We start from the raw sequence: 16,718 nt of genomic DNA on the forward strand, positions 1-16,718 counted from the left end.
CGGGCCGGCCTACATGAGCGCCCGCGTCATCACGGCGACGTCCCTCATGGCTGCCACGTCGTGCACCCGTACTATGGTGGCCCCGTGCACGATCGACATTGCGACCGCTGCGGCGGTGCCGAATATCCTTCCCCCCCCGTCCCTGCCGGTGATGGCGCCGATGAAGGACTTCCGGGAAGGTCCTACCAGTATGGGTCGTCCCAGCGGCAGGAACTCTTCCAGCCGCTTGATCAGTTCCAGGTTCCCCTGCACGCTCTTGCCAAAGCCGAGCCCCGGGTCGATCGCTATCCGCGCCTCGGGCAGCCCGGCCTTCTTCGCGAGGTTGATGGAGCCGGCCAGGTAGCTCTTCACGTCGGCGATCAGGTCGCCGTAGCCGGTGTCCTTCTGCATGGAGTCGGGCATGCCGCGGGTGTGCATCACGACGAGCCCGGCATCGGCCTCGGCGACCACGGCGGCCATCTCCGGGTCGAACATGAGCCCGGTGACGTCGTTGACGATCTCGGCCCCGGCGGCGCAGGCGGCGCGGGCCACCCCGGCCTTGTAGGTATCGATGGAGATGGGGACGGAGATCTCCCCCTTGAGCGCCTCTATAACGGGAAGCACCCGGCCCAGTTCCTCCTGCAGGGTGACGGCGGGAGCGTTGGGTCGGGTGCTTTCGCCCCCGATATCGATGATGTCGGCACCCTCACGCTCCAACTCGCGGGCGCGCTCCACGGCGGCCTCGAGAGAGAAGAAGCGCCCCCCGTCCGAGAAGGAGTCCGGCGTCACGTTCAGGATACCCATGATCTGCGGACGCTCCAGGGACAGGGTGCGGCGGGAAAGTTCCCACGTCGGTGCCTTGATCATCAGTCGGCTGCGACAGGTTCGGAAGAGAGTTCTTTGCCGGCGATGATGCGATCGACCTCCTCGCCGGTCAGGTTTTCCTTCTCGATCAGCGCGTGGGAGATGCGGTGCAGGGACTCGAGGTTCCCCTTCAACAGTTCCTGCACGCGGGCGTAGTTCTGCTCGACGATGAGCCTGATCTCGTGGTCGATCTCGATGGCGGTCGCCTCGGAGTAGTTCTTCTGGTGAGCCATGTCGCGCCCGAGGAAGATCTGCTCGTCCTTCTTGCCGAAGGAGACCGGACCCAGCTTCTCGCTCATGCCCCACTCGCAGACCATCTTGCGGGCGATGTCGGTGGCGCGCTCGATGTCGTTGCCGGCGCCGGTCGTCATCGAGTTGAAGATGATCTCTTCGGCGACGCGGCCGCCCAAAAGGACCGCGATGCGGTCCAGAAGCGACTCGCGGGAGTAGCTGTGCTTGTCCTCGATCGGAAGCTGCATGGTGACGCCGAGGGCGCGACCGCGCGGGATGATGGAGACCTTGTGCACCGGGTCCGCACCCGGGATCAGCTTGGCGACCAGGGTGTGCCCCGCCTCGTGGTACGCGGTGTTCTTCTTCTCTTCGTCGGAGATGACCATGGAGCGGCGCTCGACACCCATGAGGACCTTGTCCTTGGCGTCGTCGAAGTCGATCATCTCGACCATGCTCTTTTCCTTGCGGGCGGCGAGGAGTGCCGCCTCGTTGACCACGTTGGAGAGGTCCGCGCCGGAGAAGCCCGGCGTGCCGCGGGCCACGACGCCGAGATCGACGTCCGGGGCGAGCGGGGTCTTCTTGGTGTGCACCTTGAGGATCATCTCGCGCCCCTTCACGTCCGGGCGGGGCACCACGACCTGGCGGTCGAAGCGGCCCGGGCGGAGCAGCGCCGGGTCGAGGACGTCGGGACGGTTGGTCGCCGCGATCAGGATGACCCCCTCGTTGGACTCGAAGCCGTCCATCTCGACCAGGAGCTGGTTCAGGGTCTGCTCGCGCTCGTCGTGACCGCCGCCAAGGCCTGCGCCGCGGTGACGGCCGACGGCGTCGATCTCGTCGATGAAGATGATGCACGGCGCGCTCTTCTTGCCCTGCACGAAGAGGTCACGGACGCGGGAGGCGCCCACGCCGACGAACATCTCGACGAAGTCCGAGCCGGAGATGGAGAAGAAGGGAACCCCGGCCTCGCCCGCGATGGCGCGGGCCAGGAGGGTCTTACCGGTGCCCGGAGGGCCCATGAGCAGGACCCCTTTCGGGATGCGGCCGCCCAGCTTGGTGAATTTCTTGGGGTCCTTCAGGAAGGAGATGATCTCCTCCAGTTCGTCCTTGGCCTCCTCGATGCCGGCCACGTCCTCGAAGGTGATGCGCCCCTGCGCCTCGGTCAACAGCTTCGCGCGGCTCTTGCCGAAGGCCATCGCCTTGCCGCCGCCACCCTGCATCTGGCGCATGAAGAAGATCCAGACGGCGACCAGGAAGATGATGGGGAACCAGGAGACCAGCAGCGAGAACCAGGAGAAGTGCTCCTCCTGCGGGCGGGCGGAAATCGCGATCTTCTTCTCGATCAGCTTGTCGGTCAGGTTGGCGTCGGCCGGCTTGAAGGTCCTGAACTCCTTGCCGTCGGCGAACTTGCCGATGATCTCGTCGCCCTGGATGATCACCGAGGCCACCGGGCGGTTCACGTTCTTCACCTTGCCGGTTTCCACCGCCTCGATGAAGTCGCTGTAGTCCAGTTTTTCCTGGGTCGGCTTGGGCTTGTTGAACAGGTTGAACAACAGGATCATCATCAAGCTGATAACAAGCCAGAGCGCCAGGTTCTTATAGAATTGATTCAAGTTTCCTCCCGATCAATCGGTATGCTGCAAACACTCAATCTGCAATGATTTTGTCATGACACAGACAGCGTGCTGCTTGGTTGAACGGTCGCCATTGCGGGCTTCCTTATGAGAACGAAGAAAAAAGCGTTCAAATGAGTAAAAAGGATTACCATAAAGGGTGCAGGTTGACAAGAGCTTTAAGGTGTAATATCAAGAATTTCCACCCGTAAAACCGCGCCAGTCGCGGAAGTTACCCGTCCCTTCTCCCCCACTCTCACCCCGGCCACCCAGATGATCTCCCCCTCGCTGAAAACGAGCGGCACGCGGCCGCGCTCATGAAGTGGCAGCTTTTCGTTGATAAAAAGCTCCTTCACCTTCTGAGAGCCCGTCATGCCGAGCGGCGTGAAGCGGTCGCCGAGGGAGAAGGGGCGCACGATCCAGGGAAACGGCGCCGTGTCCGCCGAGAGGTACGCGACGTCTTTGGCCCCCGTGGCCAGGTCCTGGGGACGTTCCACCCGCCGCACCGCGAGGGTCATCCCGTTTTCCAGGGCGTAACTCCCCTCCCCCGGCACCACCTGCTCCCAGCGTTGCGCGGTCTGCGGCGCGGCGCAGGTGAAGCTGAGCCGGCCGTAGCAGCGTTCCACGCGGAGTGACCCCGGCAATTTCAGACGCGCGTTGGGGCGGTCGGAACTGGCCAGGCGGTCGATGGCCTCGAGGTGGGTGAGCGCGATGCGCATCAGGTCCCCGCGCAGTTCCTGCAGTCCATGGCGATAGAGCCGCAGGCGCAGTCCCCGGTGTTCCTTGAGCAGGGCCTCGACACCGAACGCCACCGTCTCCCCATCCAGCGAGGCCAACCGGTCGAAGGCGGTGGAGGTCAGGTGTTCCAGCAGTTCCTCGTCCGCGGCGAGGATCTCGGCGGTGGCGGCAAGCCGTTCACTGATCTTCGGGTTGTACTTCCTGAGGGTGGGGATCAGTTCGTGCCGGATGCTGTTGCGCAGGATGGTCGTGTCGGAGTTAGTCGAATCGGTGCGCCAGGTTAGGTTGCGGCTGTTCAAGTAAAGCTCCAGCTCGGCACGGCTCACCTTCAAGAGCGGTCGCTTGACCAGGCTGTCGCCAGCAGCCGTCATCGCGCTCAGGCCGGTGCCACCGGCCCCGCGCAGCAGGCGGATCAGGACCGTCTCCGCCTGGTCGTCGAGATGGTGCGCCACCGCGATACTGGAAGCACCGCGCCGCCTGGCGACCTCGTGGAAAAAGGCGTAGCGCGCCTGTCGCCCGGCGTCCTCCAGGGAGAACCCTTCGGCGGCGGCGAAAGAGGCGACATCGACGCGGATGGCGACGAAGGGGAGATGACGGCGGGTGGCGAGGTCCGAGACGAATTTTTCGTCGTCGTCGGACTCGGTGCCGCGCAGGCAGTGGTTTAGGTGCGCGACCACCAGGTTCAGGCGTTCGTCCTCGAGCCGGAAAAGGATATCCAGCAGAGCCACCGAGTCCGCCCCCCCGGAGACCGCGACCACCACGGTCTCGCCGGGAGCGAAGAGATGTTGGTTACGGACGATGGCGACGAGGTCTTTCAAGCGGTTAGGCTCCTGTGTAAAGGCGGCGACTGCGGCGAGGTCCATGTGCGGCGCCGCGGCGCGTACGATGGTGTTGCGAGTGAGTGCGGTGCATGGGCCGGGCAGCGCAGGGCGAATGATTATTCGCCCCTACAGAGGGGAGGTTGCCTGGTGCATCCCCTCCACTTGCAGGAGGGAATTGAGGGGTGAGGGAAGGGACCACGTCAGCATTCCGGAGGGATCCCACCAAAAAGGGGGAACGAAAGGCACCTGTAGGGGCGAATAATATTCGCCCACCCCAAGCGGCACCTACTGGCACCGCCACTCCCGGTCACCGAGATGCCACCCCGTCGCCACGCCCCGCCCAAAAAACGTAGAACGTAGAACGGTTTCTGCCGTTCTAGTCCTTAAGCGTGCACTCCCGCTCCCAGGCGTTGTACCCGTCCCCCACGATATCCCAGAAGGACTCGATGCGCCCCGCGTAGTAATCCAGGTCCGCGCATTCCGCCTCGATGGCCTGGAGGAACTTGAGCGAGATGAGCCGGTGGCCGTAGAGGAAGCGGTAGAACTCGCGGATTCCCGCCAGGTACCCATCGATCTCCGAGGCCAGCGGCTCCATGGTGTTGACGATGTACCAGTTGCCGGCGAACTGGCGCACGATCCCCGGGCGCTCGTCGAAGATGCTGCGCGCCTTGATCGAGACCACGAAATCCCGGGTGAAGTAGTCCGCCGCCCCCGCGAGAGCGGTCGCCTGTTCCGGCGACATGCCGGTCAGCTGTATCTCCTCGTAGAAGCGATGCAGCAGGTCGCTCACCAGCTTGTCCACCCGCACCTCGTCCTCGAGGGTCGTCGGCACGAAATCCCTTTTGTCAACCTTCAATACGTCGAATGCCTCATCGCAAAGTTCAGCCATGGAATCCTCTTAAAAAACTTTCTACGTTCTATGTTCTATGTTCTACGTTAACGACTCTCACGCCGGCGCCCTTAGTTCTTTCCCCGCATCAACAAGCAAAGTCCATGGTTCCGACAACGTAGAACCTGGAACGTAGAACATAGCTTTTAGCCTTGCCTTCTCGGGTCGAGCGCGTCCCGGATCCCCTCACCCACCAGGTTGTAGGACAGCACGGTGACAAGGATGGCCACGCCCGGGAACAGCGAGAGCCACCAGGCGAACTCGATGTAGTCCTTGCCGGAGGTGAGGATGTTGCCCCAGCTCGGCGTCGGCGGCTGCACGCCTATGCCCAGGAAGGAAAGCGCCGACTCGGTCAGAATCGCTCCCGCCACCCCCAGCGTGGCAGAAACGAGCACCGGAGAAAGTGCGTTGGGCAGGATGTGCCGGAAGATGATGCGCAGATCCGACGCCCCCAGCACCCGCGCGGCCAGGATGAAGTCCCGGCTCTTCAGCGAGAGCACCTCGGCACGCACCAGTCGCGCCACCCCCATCCAGCCGGTGAGGCCGATGATCACCATGATGTACCAGATGGAAGGCTCCAGCATCGCGATCACGGCGAGGATCAGGAAGAAGGTCGGGAAGCAGAGCATGATGTCGACCACCCGCATCAGCACCGAATCGACCCAGCCGCCGTAAAAGCCGGCGAAGAGCCCGATCACGGTCCCGACGACCACCGCGATGCCGACGGCGACGAACCCCACCTTGAGGGACACCCGGGCCCCGTAGACGACGCGGGTGAAGACGTCGCGCCCGAGTTCGTCCGTGCCGAACCAGTGGCTGGCGGAGGGGGGGAGGAGCACGTGCCAGGCATCGATGGTGTCCGGGCTGTACGGGGTCACGAGGGCCGCGGCCATGGACAGCAGGAACAGGGCAACGATCACGACCAGCCCCGCCGTCGCGAAGCGGTTGCTGGCGAAACGCTGCCAGAACTCACGGTAGGGGCTACTCACCTGGTCACGCATGGCCCCCCCGCAGCGCCGGCATACCGGCTGTTGTCACGCTTGATCTTCGTTTCGATCGGCCGCATCATCCCCTCCCGTGCCTGATGCGTGGATCCGCCAGGGCGTAGCAGAGGTCGGCCAGGAGGTTGCCGATCAGGGTCAGGCAGGCGCCGATCACCAGGATGCCCATCACCAGCGGGTAGTCGCGTGCCATCACCCCCTGGTAGAAAAGCTGCCCCATCCCCGGGATCGAGAAGATGGTCTCGAAGATGACGCTGCCGCCGATCAGGGCGGGGAGCGAGAAGCCGAGCAGCGTGATCACGGGAAGGAGCGCGTTCTTCAAGGCATGCCGGTAGATGATCACCCGCTCCCGCACCCCCTTGGCCCGGGCCGTGGTGATGTAGTCCTGCGACAGCACCTCGATCATGGTCGAGCGCATGTAGCGCGACAGGCCGGCCAAGCTGCCGAAGGTGGCGATGGCTATGGGGAGCACCAGGTGCCGGGCGAGGTCGAGGCTGCGCCACCAGAAAGACCACTGGTCGCTGCCGAGCGAATGGATCCCCGAGATGGGGAGCCAGCCGAGCTTGACGCCGAAGAGGTACATGCACAAAAGCGCAAGCCAGAACGTCGGCACCGCGAAACCAACGAATACGAACACCGAGATGGCCCGGTCCAGGAGCGTGTCCCGGTGCACGGCCGCCATGATGCCGATGGGGAGCGCCAGGCCGAACTCGAGGATCAGGGCGATCACGTTGAGCGAGATGGTGATCGGGATCCGTTCCTTGATCTTGTCCAGGACCGGGCGGTTGTCCGGTGCGAAGGAACGGCCGAAGTCCAGGCGCGAGAGGTTGGAGAGCCACATGCCGTACTGCACGTGCAGCGGCTTGTCCAGCCCGTAGAACTCGCGCAGACGGGCGCGCGACGCGGCCGAAGCCTTGGGACTCATGGCGGTCTGCATCTCCACCGGTTCCCCCGGCGCGAGATGGATCACCGTGAAGGTGATCAGCGTGATCCCTAGGAGCAGCGGGACCAGCATGAGTATCCTTTTGATCAAGTAGTTGGCCATAGTTCTCTGAAGTAATAGCTGCAGTAGTTGCCGTGCTTTCAGTACCTGCTTAACAGCTGCGGTTTGTCCCCTCCGCCCTCTCACCCCTACTCCACGTACCACTTGATGAAGTTGTGCATGATCCCCGCGGGTGCCGGCTCGATCCCCTTGATCCTCGAGGTGACCACCGGCAGCGCGTCGGGCACGTAGAGGAAGGTGTAGGGCTGGTCCTTGGCCAGGATCTCCTGGATCTGGTAGTAGCAGTCGCGCCGTTTGGCCATGTCGAAGGTGCCGCGCCCCTCCACGATGAGCCGGTCCAGTTCCGGGTTCAGGTAGTGGATGAAGTTCAGCTCCTTGGGCCCGGTCTTCGAGGAGTGCCAGACGTCGTATAGGTCGGGATCCTGGGAGATGGTCCATCCCATGAGCACCGCGTCGAACTTCCCCTTGTCGATGAAGTTGGTGAGGAAGGAGGCCCACTCCATCACCCGGATCTTCACGTCGATGCCCACCGTCTTCAGGCGCATCTGGATGATCTGGGCGCATTTCAGGCGCTGGTCGTTCCCCTGGTTGGTCATGATGGTGAAGCTGAGCGGCTTGCCGTTCTTCTCGAGGATGCCGTTACCCCCCATCCGGTAGCCCGCCTCCCGCAGAAGCGCCTGGGCGCGCGCCGGGTCATAGCCGGGATCGCTTTCGACCTTGGACTTGTAGGCCCAGGTGCCGGGCTTGTAGGGGCCGTGGGCGATCTGCCCCATCCCCAGAAGCACGCCCTGGATGATCTCTTCCTTGTTGATGGCGCAGGTGATGGCCCGGCGCACCCTGACGTCCTGGAACATGGGCAGGCGCAGGTTGTAGCCGAGGTAGGTGTAGGCCGAGGCCGGGTAGCGGTACTTGTTGAAGCGTGCCAGGAATTCCTTGGTGGTGGTCTGGCGCTGGTACTGCACCGGGGAGAGCCCCATCATGTCGACACCGCCCGCCTTGAGCTCCATGTACATGGTCGAGTTGTCGGGGATGATGCGGTAGACGTAGCGGGCCAGGCGCGGCGCCCCCTCCCAATAGTTCGGGTTCGCCTCCAGCGCGAGCCTCTGCCCGGGGACCCACTCCTTGAAGATGTAGGGGCCGGTGCCGACCGGGTTGCGCGACAGCGGGCTCTTGGTGATGTCCTTCCCCTCCAAGAGGTGCGCCGGCAGGATCGGCATCCCCCAGGAGGCGAGCGCGGGGGCGAAGGGTTTCGCGTAGGTGACCCGGAAGGTGTACAGGTCCGGGGCCTGGGCGCTTTGCACCTGCTTGAAATCCTCGGCGTAGGCGGTCGGGGTCTTGGGATCGACGGTGACGCGGTAGGTGTAGAGCACGTCGCGCGAGGTGAAGTCGTGGCCGTCGTGCCACTTCACCCCGCGACGCAGGTGGAAGGTGATCTCGAGCCCGTTGGCGGAAACCTCCCACGACTCCGCCAGGTCCCCCTCCAGCTTCAGGTTCTTGTCGTAGCGCACCAGACCGTTGTAGACCAGTCCCGAAATGTCGCTGGAGGAGCTGTCCGAGGCGAGGATGGGGATCAGGTTCGAGGGCTCGCCGATGCTGCCGGTGACGAATTGCGAGCCCCCCTTCCCATCCTGCGCCTGCACCTTATTCCAGGGCGCATCCTGCCCGCAGGCGGCGCAGATCAGGAGGAGCAGGAGGCAGAGAATCCGGGCCAGGATCATTTCTCACCGGCTTCCTGGCGGCAGTGCTTGATCTTCTCGGCGAGCTCGGCGCTCTGCTCGGGCTCCATCTTCTGCAGCTTCTTGTAGAGCGGCAGCGCCTTCTTGTAGGCCCGGATGGCGCAGTAGACGTCGGCCAGGTGCCCCACCACGGTGGCGTCGCCGTCGGAAAGCTCGGCGGCCCGCTCCAGTTGCGCGATCGCGTCGTTGTAGCGCTTGAGCTTGAAGTAGGTCCACCCGAGGCTGTCCAGGATGAAGCCGTCGTCGGGCCTCAAGCTCACGGCCTTCTTCAGGTAGGTGAGCGCCTCCTCCAGGTTCTCCCCCATCTCGGCGTAGGTGTAGCCCAGGTAGTTGAGCGCCTGGGGGTCGTCCGGGGTCGCTTCCAGCACCTTCTTCATCATGCTGACCGAGAGCTCCTTCTGCCCCATCTTGTCGTAGAGGATGCCCAGCCGGAACAGGACGCGCGGGTCGGACTGCAGCTTGAGGTCCATGGATTTCAGGGTGTCGATACCGCGCTGGTACTGCTCCATCGACTCGTAGAAGCCGGCCAGGTGCAGGTAGGTCTCGATGCGGGAGGGTTGCTGCGCGATCTCCTGCAGCAGCAGGGCGATCCCCTTCTCCGGCTGCCCCTTCTCCTTGTACAGGTAGGCCAGGTGCCCCAGGGCATCCAGGTAGTACGGCGAATCCCGGTTGATCTTCTTGAACTCGGCGATGGCCTGGTCCACGTCCTCCTTCTCCTCGTAGGCGGAGGCGAGGTAAAAGCGCACCTGCTGCGCGTCGGGCTCGACGGCGAGGATGTCCTGGAAGGCCTTGATCGCCTCGTCGTAGCGCTCGAGCTCGAGCAGCAGCAAGCCGATCTTGCGCGAGGTCTCAAGCGACTTGCCGCCCTTTTGCTGCAGCAGGGCGAGGGCCTCCTCCAGCCGCTTCTGCTGGATGAAGAGCTGGGCCAGGTGCTGGATGACGTTGGCGTTGTTGGGGTTTATCTCCAGGAGATCCTTGTAGCTGTCGATGGCGTCCGGAATCAGCCCCTGGGTCTCCTGGGAGATCCCCATCTCGATCAGCGCCTGTTCGAAATCGGGTTTGAGATCGACCGCCTTCTTGTAGTAGGTGAGCGCCTCTTTGGGGAGCCGCATCTGCTCGTAGGTCTTGGCGAGGTAGTAGTAGCCCAGGGGGGACTCCGGCGAAGCCTTCACCAGCGCCTTCAGCGTGTCCACCGCCTGCTCGTACTCGAAGCTCTTCAGGTAGAAGATGGCGATGTGCAGGTACACCTCTTCCTTGGTCGGATCGAGCTCGATCACCCTCTTGTAGTGCTGGACCGCCTCCTTCTCGCGCTGCAGGGTCATCAGGATGTTGCCGCACAACTGCTCGGCCTGCAGCGACTTCGGGTCGATGGCGATGGCGGCCTGGCACTCGGCGAGGGCATCCTCGGGACGGTTCTGCTGCAGGTAGATCTGCGCGGCCGCGTTGTGCAGGAATGCGGAGGAGGGATCGGCGGCGATCGCCTGGCGCAGCAGGGACAGGGCCCCCTCCTGGTCACCTTCGGACGCCCGCATCCTGGCTTCCGCGAAGAGCGACAGGTTCCTTCCCGCACCGGGGGGAGGGGTGGGCGCGGTGATGGCGCCGAGCTCGGCAAGCGGCGGCATTTCCGAAGCTTGTTCGGTGGTGGCGCAGGCGTTGATCAGCAGGGGCAGGAAAAGGAGCGCTAGACACTTCTTGGTCATGGGTTACCTGTGGGTTCGGTAGATTTCGGGCAAAATCTAAAAAACGCGGCACCCCGGTGGGATACAGTATCCGGGGTGGCGCGGTTAACTACATGAAAGCTAGCATAAATAGGTACCAGCGTCAAACAACATTTAGATGCATTTTAGGCTGTTGCGGCTCTAATGTGGTATGGTAGTATTCTCAAGTGAAATCATCAGTTTACCGGCAAAACGATGGATCAAAAGCTTATAAAATCGCTACTTGAAGCAGCGGCCTACCCCGAGCCGACGGGAGAGGTGCGCCTGGTCGAGACCCACGTCTCCTTCATCTTCATCACCGACCACTTCGTATACAAGGTGAAAAAGGCCGTCGACTACGGCTTTTTGGACTTCACCACGCTGGAGCGGCGCCGCTTCTACTGCGGCGAGGAGGTGCGCCTGAACCGGCGCCTGTGCCCCGAGGTCTACCTCGGCGTCGTGGAGTTGCGCGAGACGGAGCGGGGCGCCGCCTTCGCCGGCGACGGCGCGGTCATCGACTACGCCGTCAAGATGCGACGTCTCCCCGAGGAGCGCATGCTGGACCGGCTCCTCAGCGAAGGCGCGGTCTTCCCCGCCGACATGGCACGCATCGCGGCGGCGGTGGCCGCCTTCCATGCCGGCGCCGAGCGCGGCCCGCACATCGACGCCTGCGCCGCGCCCGAGATGATCGGCCAGAACTGGGAACAGAACTTCCGCCAGAGCGCCCCCTTCGTGGGGAGCACGTTGCGGGCCGGCGAACTGGCGGAAATCCGCCAATGGGCGACCTCCTTCCTGGCCGAGAATGAACCCCTGTTTCGCGAGCGTGTCGCCGGCGGCTTCATCAGGGACTGCGACGGCGACCTCCATTCCGGCAACATCTGCCTGACCGAACCGGTCTGCATCTTCGACTGCATCGAGTTCAGCGAGAAGTTCCGCTACATCGACACCGCCGCCGACCTCGCCTTCCTGCTCATGGACCTTGAGTACGCCGGGCGCCCCGACCTGGCCCGGGTGCTGCTGGCCGCCTACCGCGAGGCGAGCGGGGATGCCGGCATGTCGCCCCTGCTCGACTTCTACAAGGCGCAGCGCGCCTTCGTGCGCGGCAAGGTGACCAGCCTGCGCCTGGCCCAGCCCGGGCTGAGCCCCGAACAGCGCGCCGGTGTCGAGGCCAGCGCCCGGCGCTACTTCCGCCTGACCCGCGGCTATGCGCTTCGGGGGCGCCTCGTCCCGACGCTCATCCTCACCTGCGGGCTAAGCGGCAGCGGCAAGAGCAGCCTCGCCGGCGAGCTCAGCCGCGAGCTCGGCCTCGAAATCACCCGCTCCGACCTTGTGCGCAAGGCTCTCGCCGGCGTCCCCGCCGCCGGTGGCGCCGCGGGCGCTCACGGCCGGGACGGTATCTACAACGACGAGATGGACCGGGCCACCTACGCCGCCCTCCTCGCCGAGGCGGAGCGCGCGCTCGCTCTCGGCAGGGGCATCGTGGTGGACGCGACCTTCAAGCGGCGCTCCGACCGCGAGCGGTTCCGGCAACTGGCCGCGCGGCTGGACGCTCCGTTTCTCATCGCCCATACGCGCTGCCCGGAACAGGTCGCCCACGAGCGCCTCGATCGGCGCCGGCACGACCCCGCCGAGGTCTCCGATGCGCGGTGGGAGCAGTACCAGCGGCAGCGGGTGGAATTCGAGTTCCCCGAGCCGGGCGAGAGCCTGCTCCTGGACAGCACCCTCCCCGTCTGGGACGAGGCGGACCTGGTAATGGCCGCCATGGGGTTATCGGCATGAAGACCACGTTAAGGCAACTGGTGCTGCACCGGCTCAAGCTGAAGGACACCTGGGTGATCTGTTTCGTCCTCGGCATGGTGATGATGAACTATCCCTTCATCAGCATCTTCAACAAGACGACCCTCCCCTTCGGGATCCCGCTGCTCTACCTGTACCTGTTGACCGGCTGGAGCTTCTCCATCTTCATCGTCTACCTGTTCAGCCGGGCGGCACGCAAGGATAGCGACACCAGGGGGCACATGTGATGCTGGATGTCAACTGGGTCTGGGGCACCGCGCTGCTCTACATAGCCTTTTTGTTCCTGGTCGCCTACTACGCCGACCAGCGCCAGAAGGCGGGCCGCAGCATCACCGCCAACGCCTGGGTCTACGCCCTCTCCATCGCCGTCTACGCCACCTCCTGGACCTTCTACGGCTCGGTGGGGAAGGCGGCCACCACCGGCATCGACTTCCTCCCGGTCTACCTCGGCCCGACCCTCACCGCCTTCAGCTGGTGGTTCCTGCTCAAGAAGATGGTCAGGATCTCCAAGGAAAACAACATCACCTCCATCGCCGACTTCATCAGCTCCCGCTACGGTTCGTCCCAGTGGCTCGGGGGGATCATCACCGTGATCACCCTGATGGGGGTGATGCCCTACATCGCCCTGCAGCTGAAGGCGGTCTCCACCTCCTTCACCATCATCACCGGCTACCACGACTTCCACGTCGGCTTCATGGAGCGGGTCTACATCCCCTCCCCCCACCCCGGCCTCTTCACCGCGCTCTTTCTGGCCCTGTTCAGCGTCATCTTCGGGGCGAGGCACCTGATATCCACCGAGCGCCACGACGGCCTCGTCGCCGCCATCGCGCTGGAGTCGGTGGTGAAGCTCATGGCGATGCTCACCGTCGGCGTCTGCATCAGCTACTTCGCCTTCAACGGCATGGGCGACATCTTCCAGCGCGTGCAGCAGAAGGACCCGCAGCTCCTGGCGCGGCTCACCACCCTGGGCGAGCGCGGCGACAACTCCTACGCCTCCATGTTCAGCATCCTCACCCTCTCCATGGGGGCGGTCATGCTCCTGCCGCGCCAGTTCCAGATCATGGTGCTGGAAAACGCGCACGAGTCGCACCTGAACACCGCCTCCTGGCGCTTCCCCGCCTACATGTTCCTGATGAACCTGTTCGTGATGCCGATAGCCCTCGCCGGCGTGCTCATGAACGGCAGCAACGCTGGGGCCGACTACTTCGTGCTCACCCTCCCCATGCAGCTTGGCTACCCCTGGCTCGCGCTGGTCGCCTTCCTGGGCGGCTTCTCCGCCTCGGCCGGGATGGTGATGGTCGAGTCCATCGCCGTCTCCACCATGCTCCTGAACCACGTGCTGCTGCCGGTGGTGATCAAGCTCAAGCCGCGCGCCTGGTTCCCGCAGCTCCTCATCAACCTGAAGCGCTTCGGGATCGTGCTGGTCATCCTCCTTGGCTACCTGTACCAGAGCGTGGTCGGGGAAAGCTACATGCTGGCCAACATGGGGCTCATCTCCTTCTCAGCCGCCATCCAGTTCGCCCCGGCGCTGATCGGCGGGCTCTACTGGCCGCGCGGCAACAAGGCGGGCGCCATCGTCGGGCTTTTGGCCGGTTTCGCGGTCTGGTTCTACACCCTGCTCATGCCCTCGCTGTTGCGGGCCGGCGGGTGGCAGGGGGACTTCCTGCTCAACGGCCCCTTCGGCATCGCCCTGCTGCGCCCCCAGGAGCTCTTCGGGCTGACCGGCCTGGACCCGTACACCCACACCCTGTTCTGGAGCATGTTCATGAACATCGCCGCCTACCTTTCCCTCTCCATCCTTTTGGGGCAGAGTGAGAAGGAGCGCGAGCAGGTGAACCGCTTCGTGCGCGTCTTCGCCCCGGAGAGCGCGACGCCGCAGTGGGAGACCAAGCGCCTCTCCAAGCCGGTCACCATCGTGCAGTTCGTGAACCTCATGACCAAGTTCATCGGCGAGCAGCAGGCCAACGCCGCCATCACCGACTACCTTGGCGACCGCGAGATCGACAGCAAGGGGGGGGTGTCCGAGTTCGAGCTCCCCAACCTGAAGCGCTTCGTGGAGAAGACCCTGGCCGGCTCGCTCGGCGGCGCGGCGGCAGGCGCGGTGGTCGAGAGCTTCCTCTCCGACATCGGCTCCCGGATGGAGCCGGTCTACGACATCTTCTCCACGGTGCGCACCTCGCGCGACCAAAGCCGCGAGGCGCTCTTCGTCAGGCTGCGCGCCTCCGAGATCATGAACCGCTCCCTGGAGCTGGACATCATCATGGGGGACCTCCTCGAACTTTTGCTGCGCGAGTTCAAGCTCGACCTCGCCGTGATCCGCCTTCTGAACGAGGAGTCGGTGCTGCAGGTCCGCTGCTACCGCGGCATCGGCGGGGAACGCCTCACCGCCGAGGACCGCATCCTCGAAATCGACACCCACGTCGGCGAGGCCTTCCTCGGGCGCCGCACCGAGTTCTTCAACGACACCGCCTTCATCACCAAGCCGATCGCCAAGGAGATCTTCCGCCGGGAGGGGATCAAGTCCTTCGCCCACATCCCCATCGCCAGCGAGGGGGCCCAGCCGGTCGGCATCCTCTCCGTCTTCTCCCGCTCCATCGTCGGGCTTTTCACCGAGCAGTTCGTGGAACTCCTGGAGAGCCTCGCCGGGCAGCTGGCCCAGGCGGTGCGCATCGTCGAGGAGCGCGAGGCCAAGGAGCGGGAACGGCACCAGAAGGAGGCCGCCCTCTTGGAGAACGCCAGGGTGACCCGGGACCTCGAGCTCGCCAAGCAGATCCAGCTCTCGCTCCTCCCCGAGGCCCCGCCCACCCTGCCGGGGGTGCGCATCGCCTGCCGCTGCGTCCCGGCGACCCACGTGGGGGGGGACTACTACGACTTCTTCCAGCGCGGCGGCCAGGTGGTGGACATGGTCATGGCCGACGTCTCCGGCCACAGCGTGGGCGCCGCCCTCATCATGGTGGAGACCCGCAGCGTGCTGAGGGCCCAGATCGAGGAGCCGCGCTCGGCCCGGGACCTTTTGAAGCTCCTGAACGAGCTCCTCTACGACGACCTGAGCGCCGCCGAGCTTTTCATCACCATGTTCTGCGCGCGCTACGACGGCGCGACCCGGACCCTGCGCTACGCCAACGCCGGCCATACCCGCCCCCTGCTCTTCCGCGCCGGGAGCTGGCTGGAGCTCGACGCCGAGGGGCTCATCCTCGGCGTGGAACGGAACGTGGTTTTCGAGGAACAGCACATGCAGCTGCGGGCGGGGGATCTCCTCTTCATCTACACCGACGGCATCATCGAGGCGGAGAACGGCCAAGGGGAGCTGTTCGGCATCCCGAGGCTGTGCGGCCTGATGGAGACGCTCCTGGAGCTGGACCCCGAGGTGGTGATCGAGAAGGTGCTTTCGGAGGTTTACTCCTACGCCTGGCCCAATCCTTTACAGGACGACATATCCATGGTAGTCATGAAAGTTGCCTGACCCGGGGGCTGCGCCACTTGCTAAATGTCGGCGCTTATTGCACAATGAATCTGGCTGTATACCGTACGGACCTCAAAACAAGGAGATGGTCATGAACCTAGCGAGCGAGACGAGGAACGACGTTGTAATCATATACGTCAAGGAGGAAAGGCTGGACGCGCACAACTCGACCGAACTGAAAAGTGCGGTACAGAAGCTTTTCGAGGACGGCAAGAAGAATGTCCTGGTGGACCTGAAGGATGTACGTTTTATCGACAGTTCCGGGTTGGGCGCGCTGGTTTCCGGGTTCAAGAACGCCATCTCGCACCAGGGCAACCTGAAACTCTCCTCGCTGCAGTCCCAGGTCAAGTCGATGTTCGAGCTGACCCGTCTGCACCGGGTCTTCGAGATATTCCCTTCAACGGTGGAGGCGGTGGAGAACTTCCAGTCCTAACTGGTCGGGCGGCGGCAAAGCGAGGCGTCAGATGGAAAACACGATCGAGGTCGACATAAAGGTTCCCAACAAGACCAGGTACCTGAGTCTTATCGGGAAGATCGGGGAGGACATCGCCCGCGAGCTGGAGCGTTACAGCGGCGACAAGGAGGTTCTCGCCTACCATCTGAACCTGGTGCTCACCGAGGCCATGGTGAACGCCATCAAGCACGCCGGGCCGAAAGAACCGGAAAAGCTGGTGCGCATCGTGATCACCCTGCACCGGGACGACCTGACCATCAGGGTCTACGACGACGGCCAGGGGTTCGACATCAACGCCATCCCGGCCCCCAACTTCGAGGAGTTGGAGGACCGGGGCCGCGGCATCTTCCTGATCCGCACGCTGATGGACTCCGTGGCCTACAGAAAGAACTGCAAGGAAAACATGCTGGAGATGAAGAAGAAGCTCTCCTGAGT

At 64.0% G+C, this 16,718-nt stretch carries 13 protein-coding genes; 5 read left to right on the forward strand and 8 right to left on the reverse strand.

All coding sequences use genetic code 11. The annotated features are described in order from the left end of the window. Positions 1-9: 9 nt before the first annotated feature. The 8 genes from folP to KOL99_RS06620 all read right to left on the reverse strand — a co-directional run bounded on the left by folP (position 10) and on the right by KOL99_RS06620 (position 10,572). Complete coding sequence (folP, locus tag KOL99_RS06585) at positions 10-846, reverse strand: dihydropteroate synthase (RefSeq protein ID WP_216509686.1); 837 nt, start codon at positions 844-846, stop codon at positions 10-12. Beyond that, on the reverse strand, positions 846-2,684 hold the full coding sequence (gene ftsH / locus KOL99_RS06590; RefSeq protein WP_216509687.1) for an ATP-dependent zinc metalloprotease FtsH: 1,839 nt from the start codon (positions 2,682-2,684) through the stop codon (positions 846-848). The genes folP and ftsH overlap by 1 nt, the downstream gene beginning before the upstream one ends. Positions 2,685-2,863: 179 nt before the next feature. Then, positions 2,864-4,240, reverse strand: a complete 1,377-nt coding sequence (gene tilS / locus KOL99_RS06595; RefSeq protein WP_216509688.1) for a tRNA lysidine(34) synthetase TilS — start codon at positions 4,238-4,240, stop codon at positions 2,864-2,866. 379 nt (positions 4,241-4,619) lie between these two features. Continuing rightward, the gene (locus tag KOL99_RS06600) at positions 4,620-5,132 is read right to left on the reverse strand and encodes a hypothetical protein (protein ID WP_216509689.1); all 513 of its coding nucleotides are present in this window, start codon (positions 5,130-5,132) and stop codon (positions 4,620-4,622) included. A 146-nt stretch (positions 5,133-5,278) separates the two neighbouring features. Continuing rightward, entirely contained in the window at positions 5,279-6,133 is an 855-nt protein-coding gene (gene opp4C, locus KOL99_RS06605; protein WP_216509690.1) for an oligopeptide ABC transporter permease, read from the reverse strand. A 64-nt stretch (positions 6,134-6,197) separates the two neighbouring features. Continuing rightward, positions 6,198-7,178, reverse strand: coding sequence for an ABC transporter permease (locus tag KOL99_RS06610; RefSeq protein WP_216509691.1), 981 nt, complete (start codon positions 7,176-7,178; stop codon positions 6,198-6,200). A gap of 86 nt (positions 7,179-7,264) precedes the next feature. After that, positions 7,265-8,854, reverse strand: coding sequence for a peptide-binding protein (locus tag KOL99_RS06615; protein WP_216509692.1), 1,590 nt, complete (start codon positions 8,852-8,854; stop codon positions 7,265-7,267). After that, positions 8,851-10,572 (reverse strand): tetratricopeptide repeat protein, encoded by a 1,722-nt coding sequence (locus KOL99_RS06620; RefSeq protein ID WP_216509693.1) that lies wholly within the window; start codon positions 10,570-10,572, stop codon positions 8,851-8,853. The genes KOL99_RS06615 and KOL99_RS06620 overlap by 4 nt, the downstream gene beginning before the upstream one ends. A 213-nt stretch (positions 10,573-10,785) precedes the next feature. Between KOL99_RS06620 and KOL99_RS06625 the strand changes: the two genes are divergently transcribed. The 5 genes from KOL99_RS06625 to KOL99_RS06645 all read left to right on the forward strand — a co-directional run bounded on the left by KOL99_RS06625 (position 10,786) and on the right by KOL99_RS06645 (position 16,716). Next, positions 10,786-12,348, forward strand: coding sequence for a bifunctional aminoglycoside phosphotransferase/ATP-binding protein (locus tag KOL99_RS06625; RefSeq protein ID WP_216509694.1), 1,563 nt, complete (start codon positions 10,786-10,788; stop codon positions 12,346-12,348). Further along, positions 12,345-12,593 carry a hypothetical protein gene (locus KOL99_RS06630; RefSeq protein ID WP_216509695.1) on the forward strand — a complete coding sequence of 83 codons (249 nt, stop codon included), beginning with the start codon at positions 12,345-12,347 and terminating at the stop codon, positions 12,591-12,593. The genes KOL99_RS06625 and KOL99_RS06630 overlap by 4 nt, the downstream gene beginning before the upstream one ends. Next, positions 12,593-15,829, forward strand: a complete 3,237-nt coding sequence (locus tag KOL99_RS06635; protein ID WP_216509696.1) for a SpoIIE family protein phosphatase — start codon at positions 12,593-12,595, stop codon at positions 15,827-15,829. The genes KOL99_RS06630 and KOL99_RS06635 overlap by 1 nt, the downstream gene beginning before the upstream one ends. Positions 15,830-15,920: 91 nt before the next feature. After that, positions 15,921-16,262 (forward strand): STAS domain-containing protein, encoded by a 342-nt coding sequence (locus tag KOL99_RS06640; protein WP_129125724.1) that lies wholly within the window; start codon positions 15,921-15,923, stop codon positions 16,260-16,262. A 31-nt stretch (positions 16,263-16,293) separates the two neighbouring features. After that, positions 16,294-16,716 (forward strand): ATP-binding protein, encoded by a 423-nt coding sequence (locus KOL99_RS06645; protein ID WP_216509697.1) that lies wholly within the window; start codon positions 16,294-16,296, stop codon positions 16,714-16,716. Positions 16,717-16,718: the final 2 nt, after the last annotated feature.

The organism is Geomonas azotofigens (genome assembly GCF_018919395.1).
In the GTDB taxonomy this organism is placed as follows: Bacteria; Desulfobacterota; Desulfuromonadia; order Geobacterales; family Geobacteraceae; genus Geomonas; species Geomonas azotofigens.

Coding starts and splice junctions, on each gene's coding strand:
- KOL99_RS06635 (WP_216509696.1), top strand. CDS start 12,593: ATGCTGGATGTCAACTGGGTCTGGGGCACCGCGCTGCTCTACATAGCC.
- KOL99_RS06610 (WP_216509691.1), bottom strand. CDS start 7,178: ATGGCCAACTACTTGATCAAAAGGATACTCATGCTGGTCCCGCTGCTC.
- folP (WP_216509686.1), bottom strand. CDS start 846: ATGATCAAGGCACCGACGTGGGAACTTTCCCGCCGCACCCTGTCCCTG.
- KOL99_RS06640 (WP_129125724.1), top strand. CDS start 15,921: ATGAACCTAGCGAGCGAGACGAGGAACGACGTTGTAATCATATACGTC.
- KOL99_RS06625 (WP_216509694.1), top strand. CDS start 10,786: ATGGATCAAAAGCTTATAAAATCGCTACTTGAAGCAGCGGCCTACCCC.
- KOL99_RS06630 (WP_216509695.1), top strand. CDS start 12,345: ATGAAGACCACGTTAAGGCAACTGGTGCTGCACCGGCTCAAGCTGAAG.
- KOL99_RS06620 (WP_216509693.1), bottom strand. CDS start 10,572: ATGACCAAGAAGTGTCTAGCGCTCCTTTTCCTGCCCCTGCTGATCAAC.
- KOL99_RS06600 (WP_216509689.1), bottom strand. CDS start 5,132: ATGGCTGAACTTTGCGATGAGGCATTCGACGTATTGAAGGTTGACAAA.
- KOL99_RS06645 (WP_216509697.1), top strand. CDS start 16,294: ATGGAAAACACGATCGAGGTCGACATAAAGGTTCCCAACAAGACCAGG.
- opp4C (WP_216509690.1), bottom strand. CDS start 6,133: ATGCGTGACCAGGTGAGTAGCCCCTACCGTGAGTTCTGGCAGCGTTTC.
- KOL99_RS06615 (WP_216509692.1), bottom strand. CDS start 8,854: ATGATCCTGGCCCGGATTCTCTGCCTCCTGCTCCTCCTGATCTGCGCC.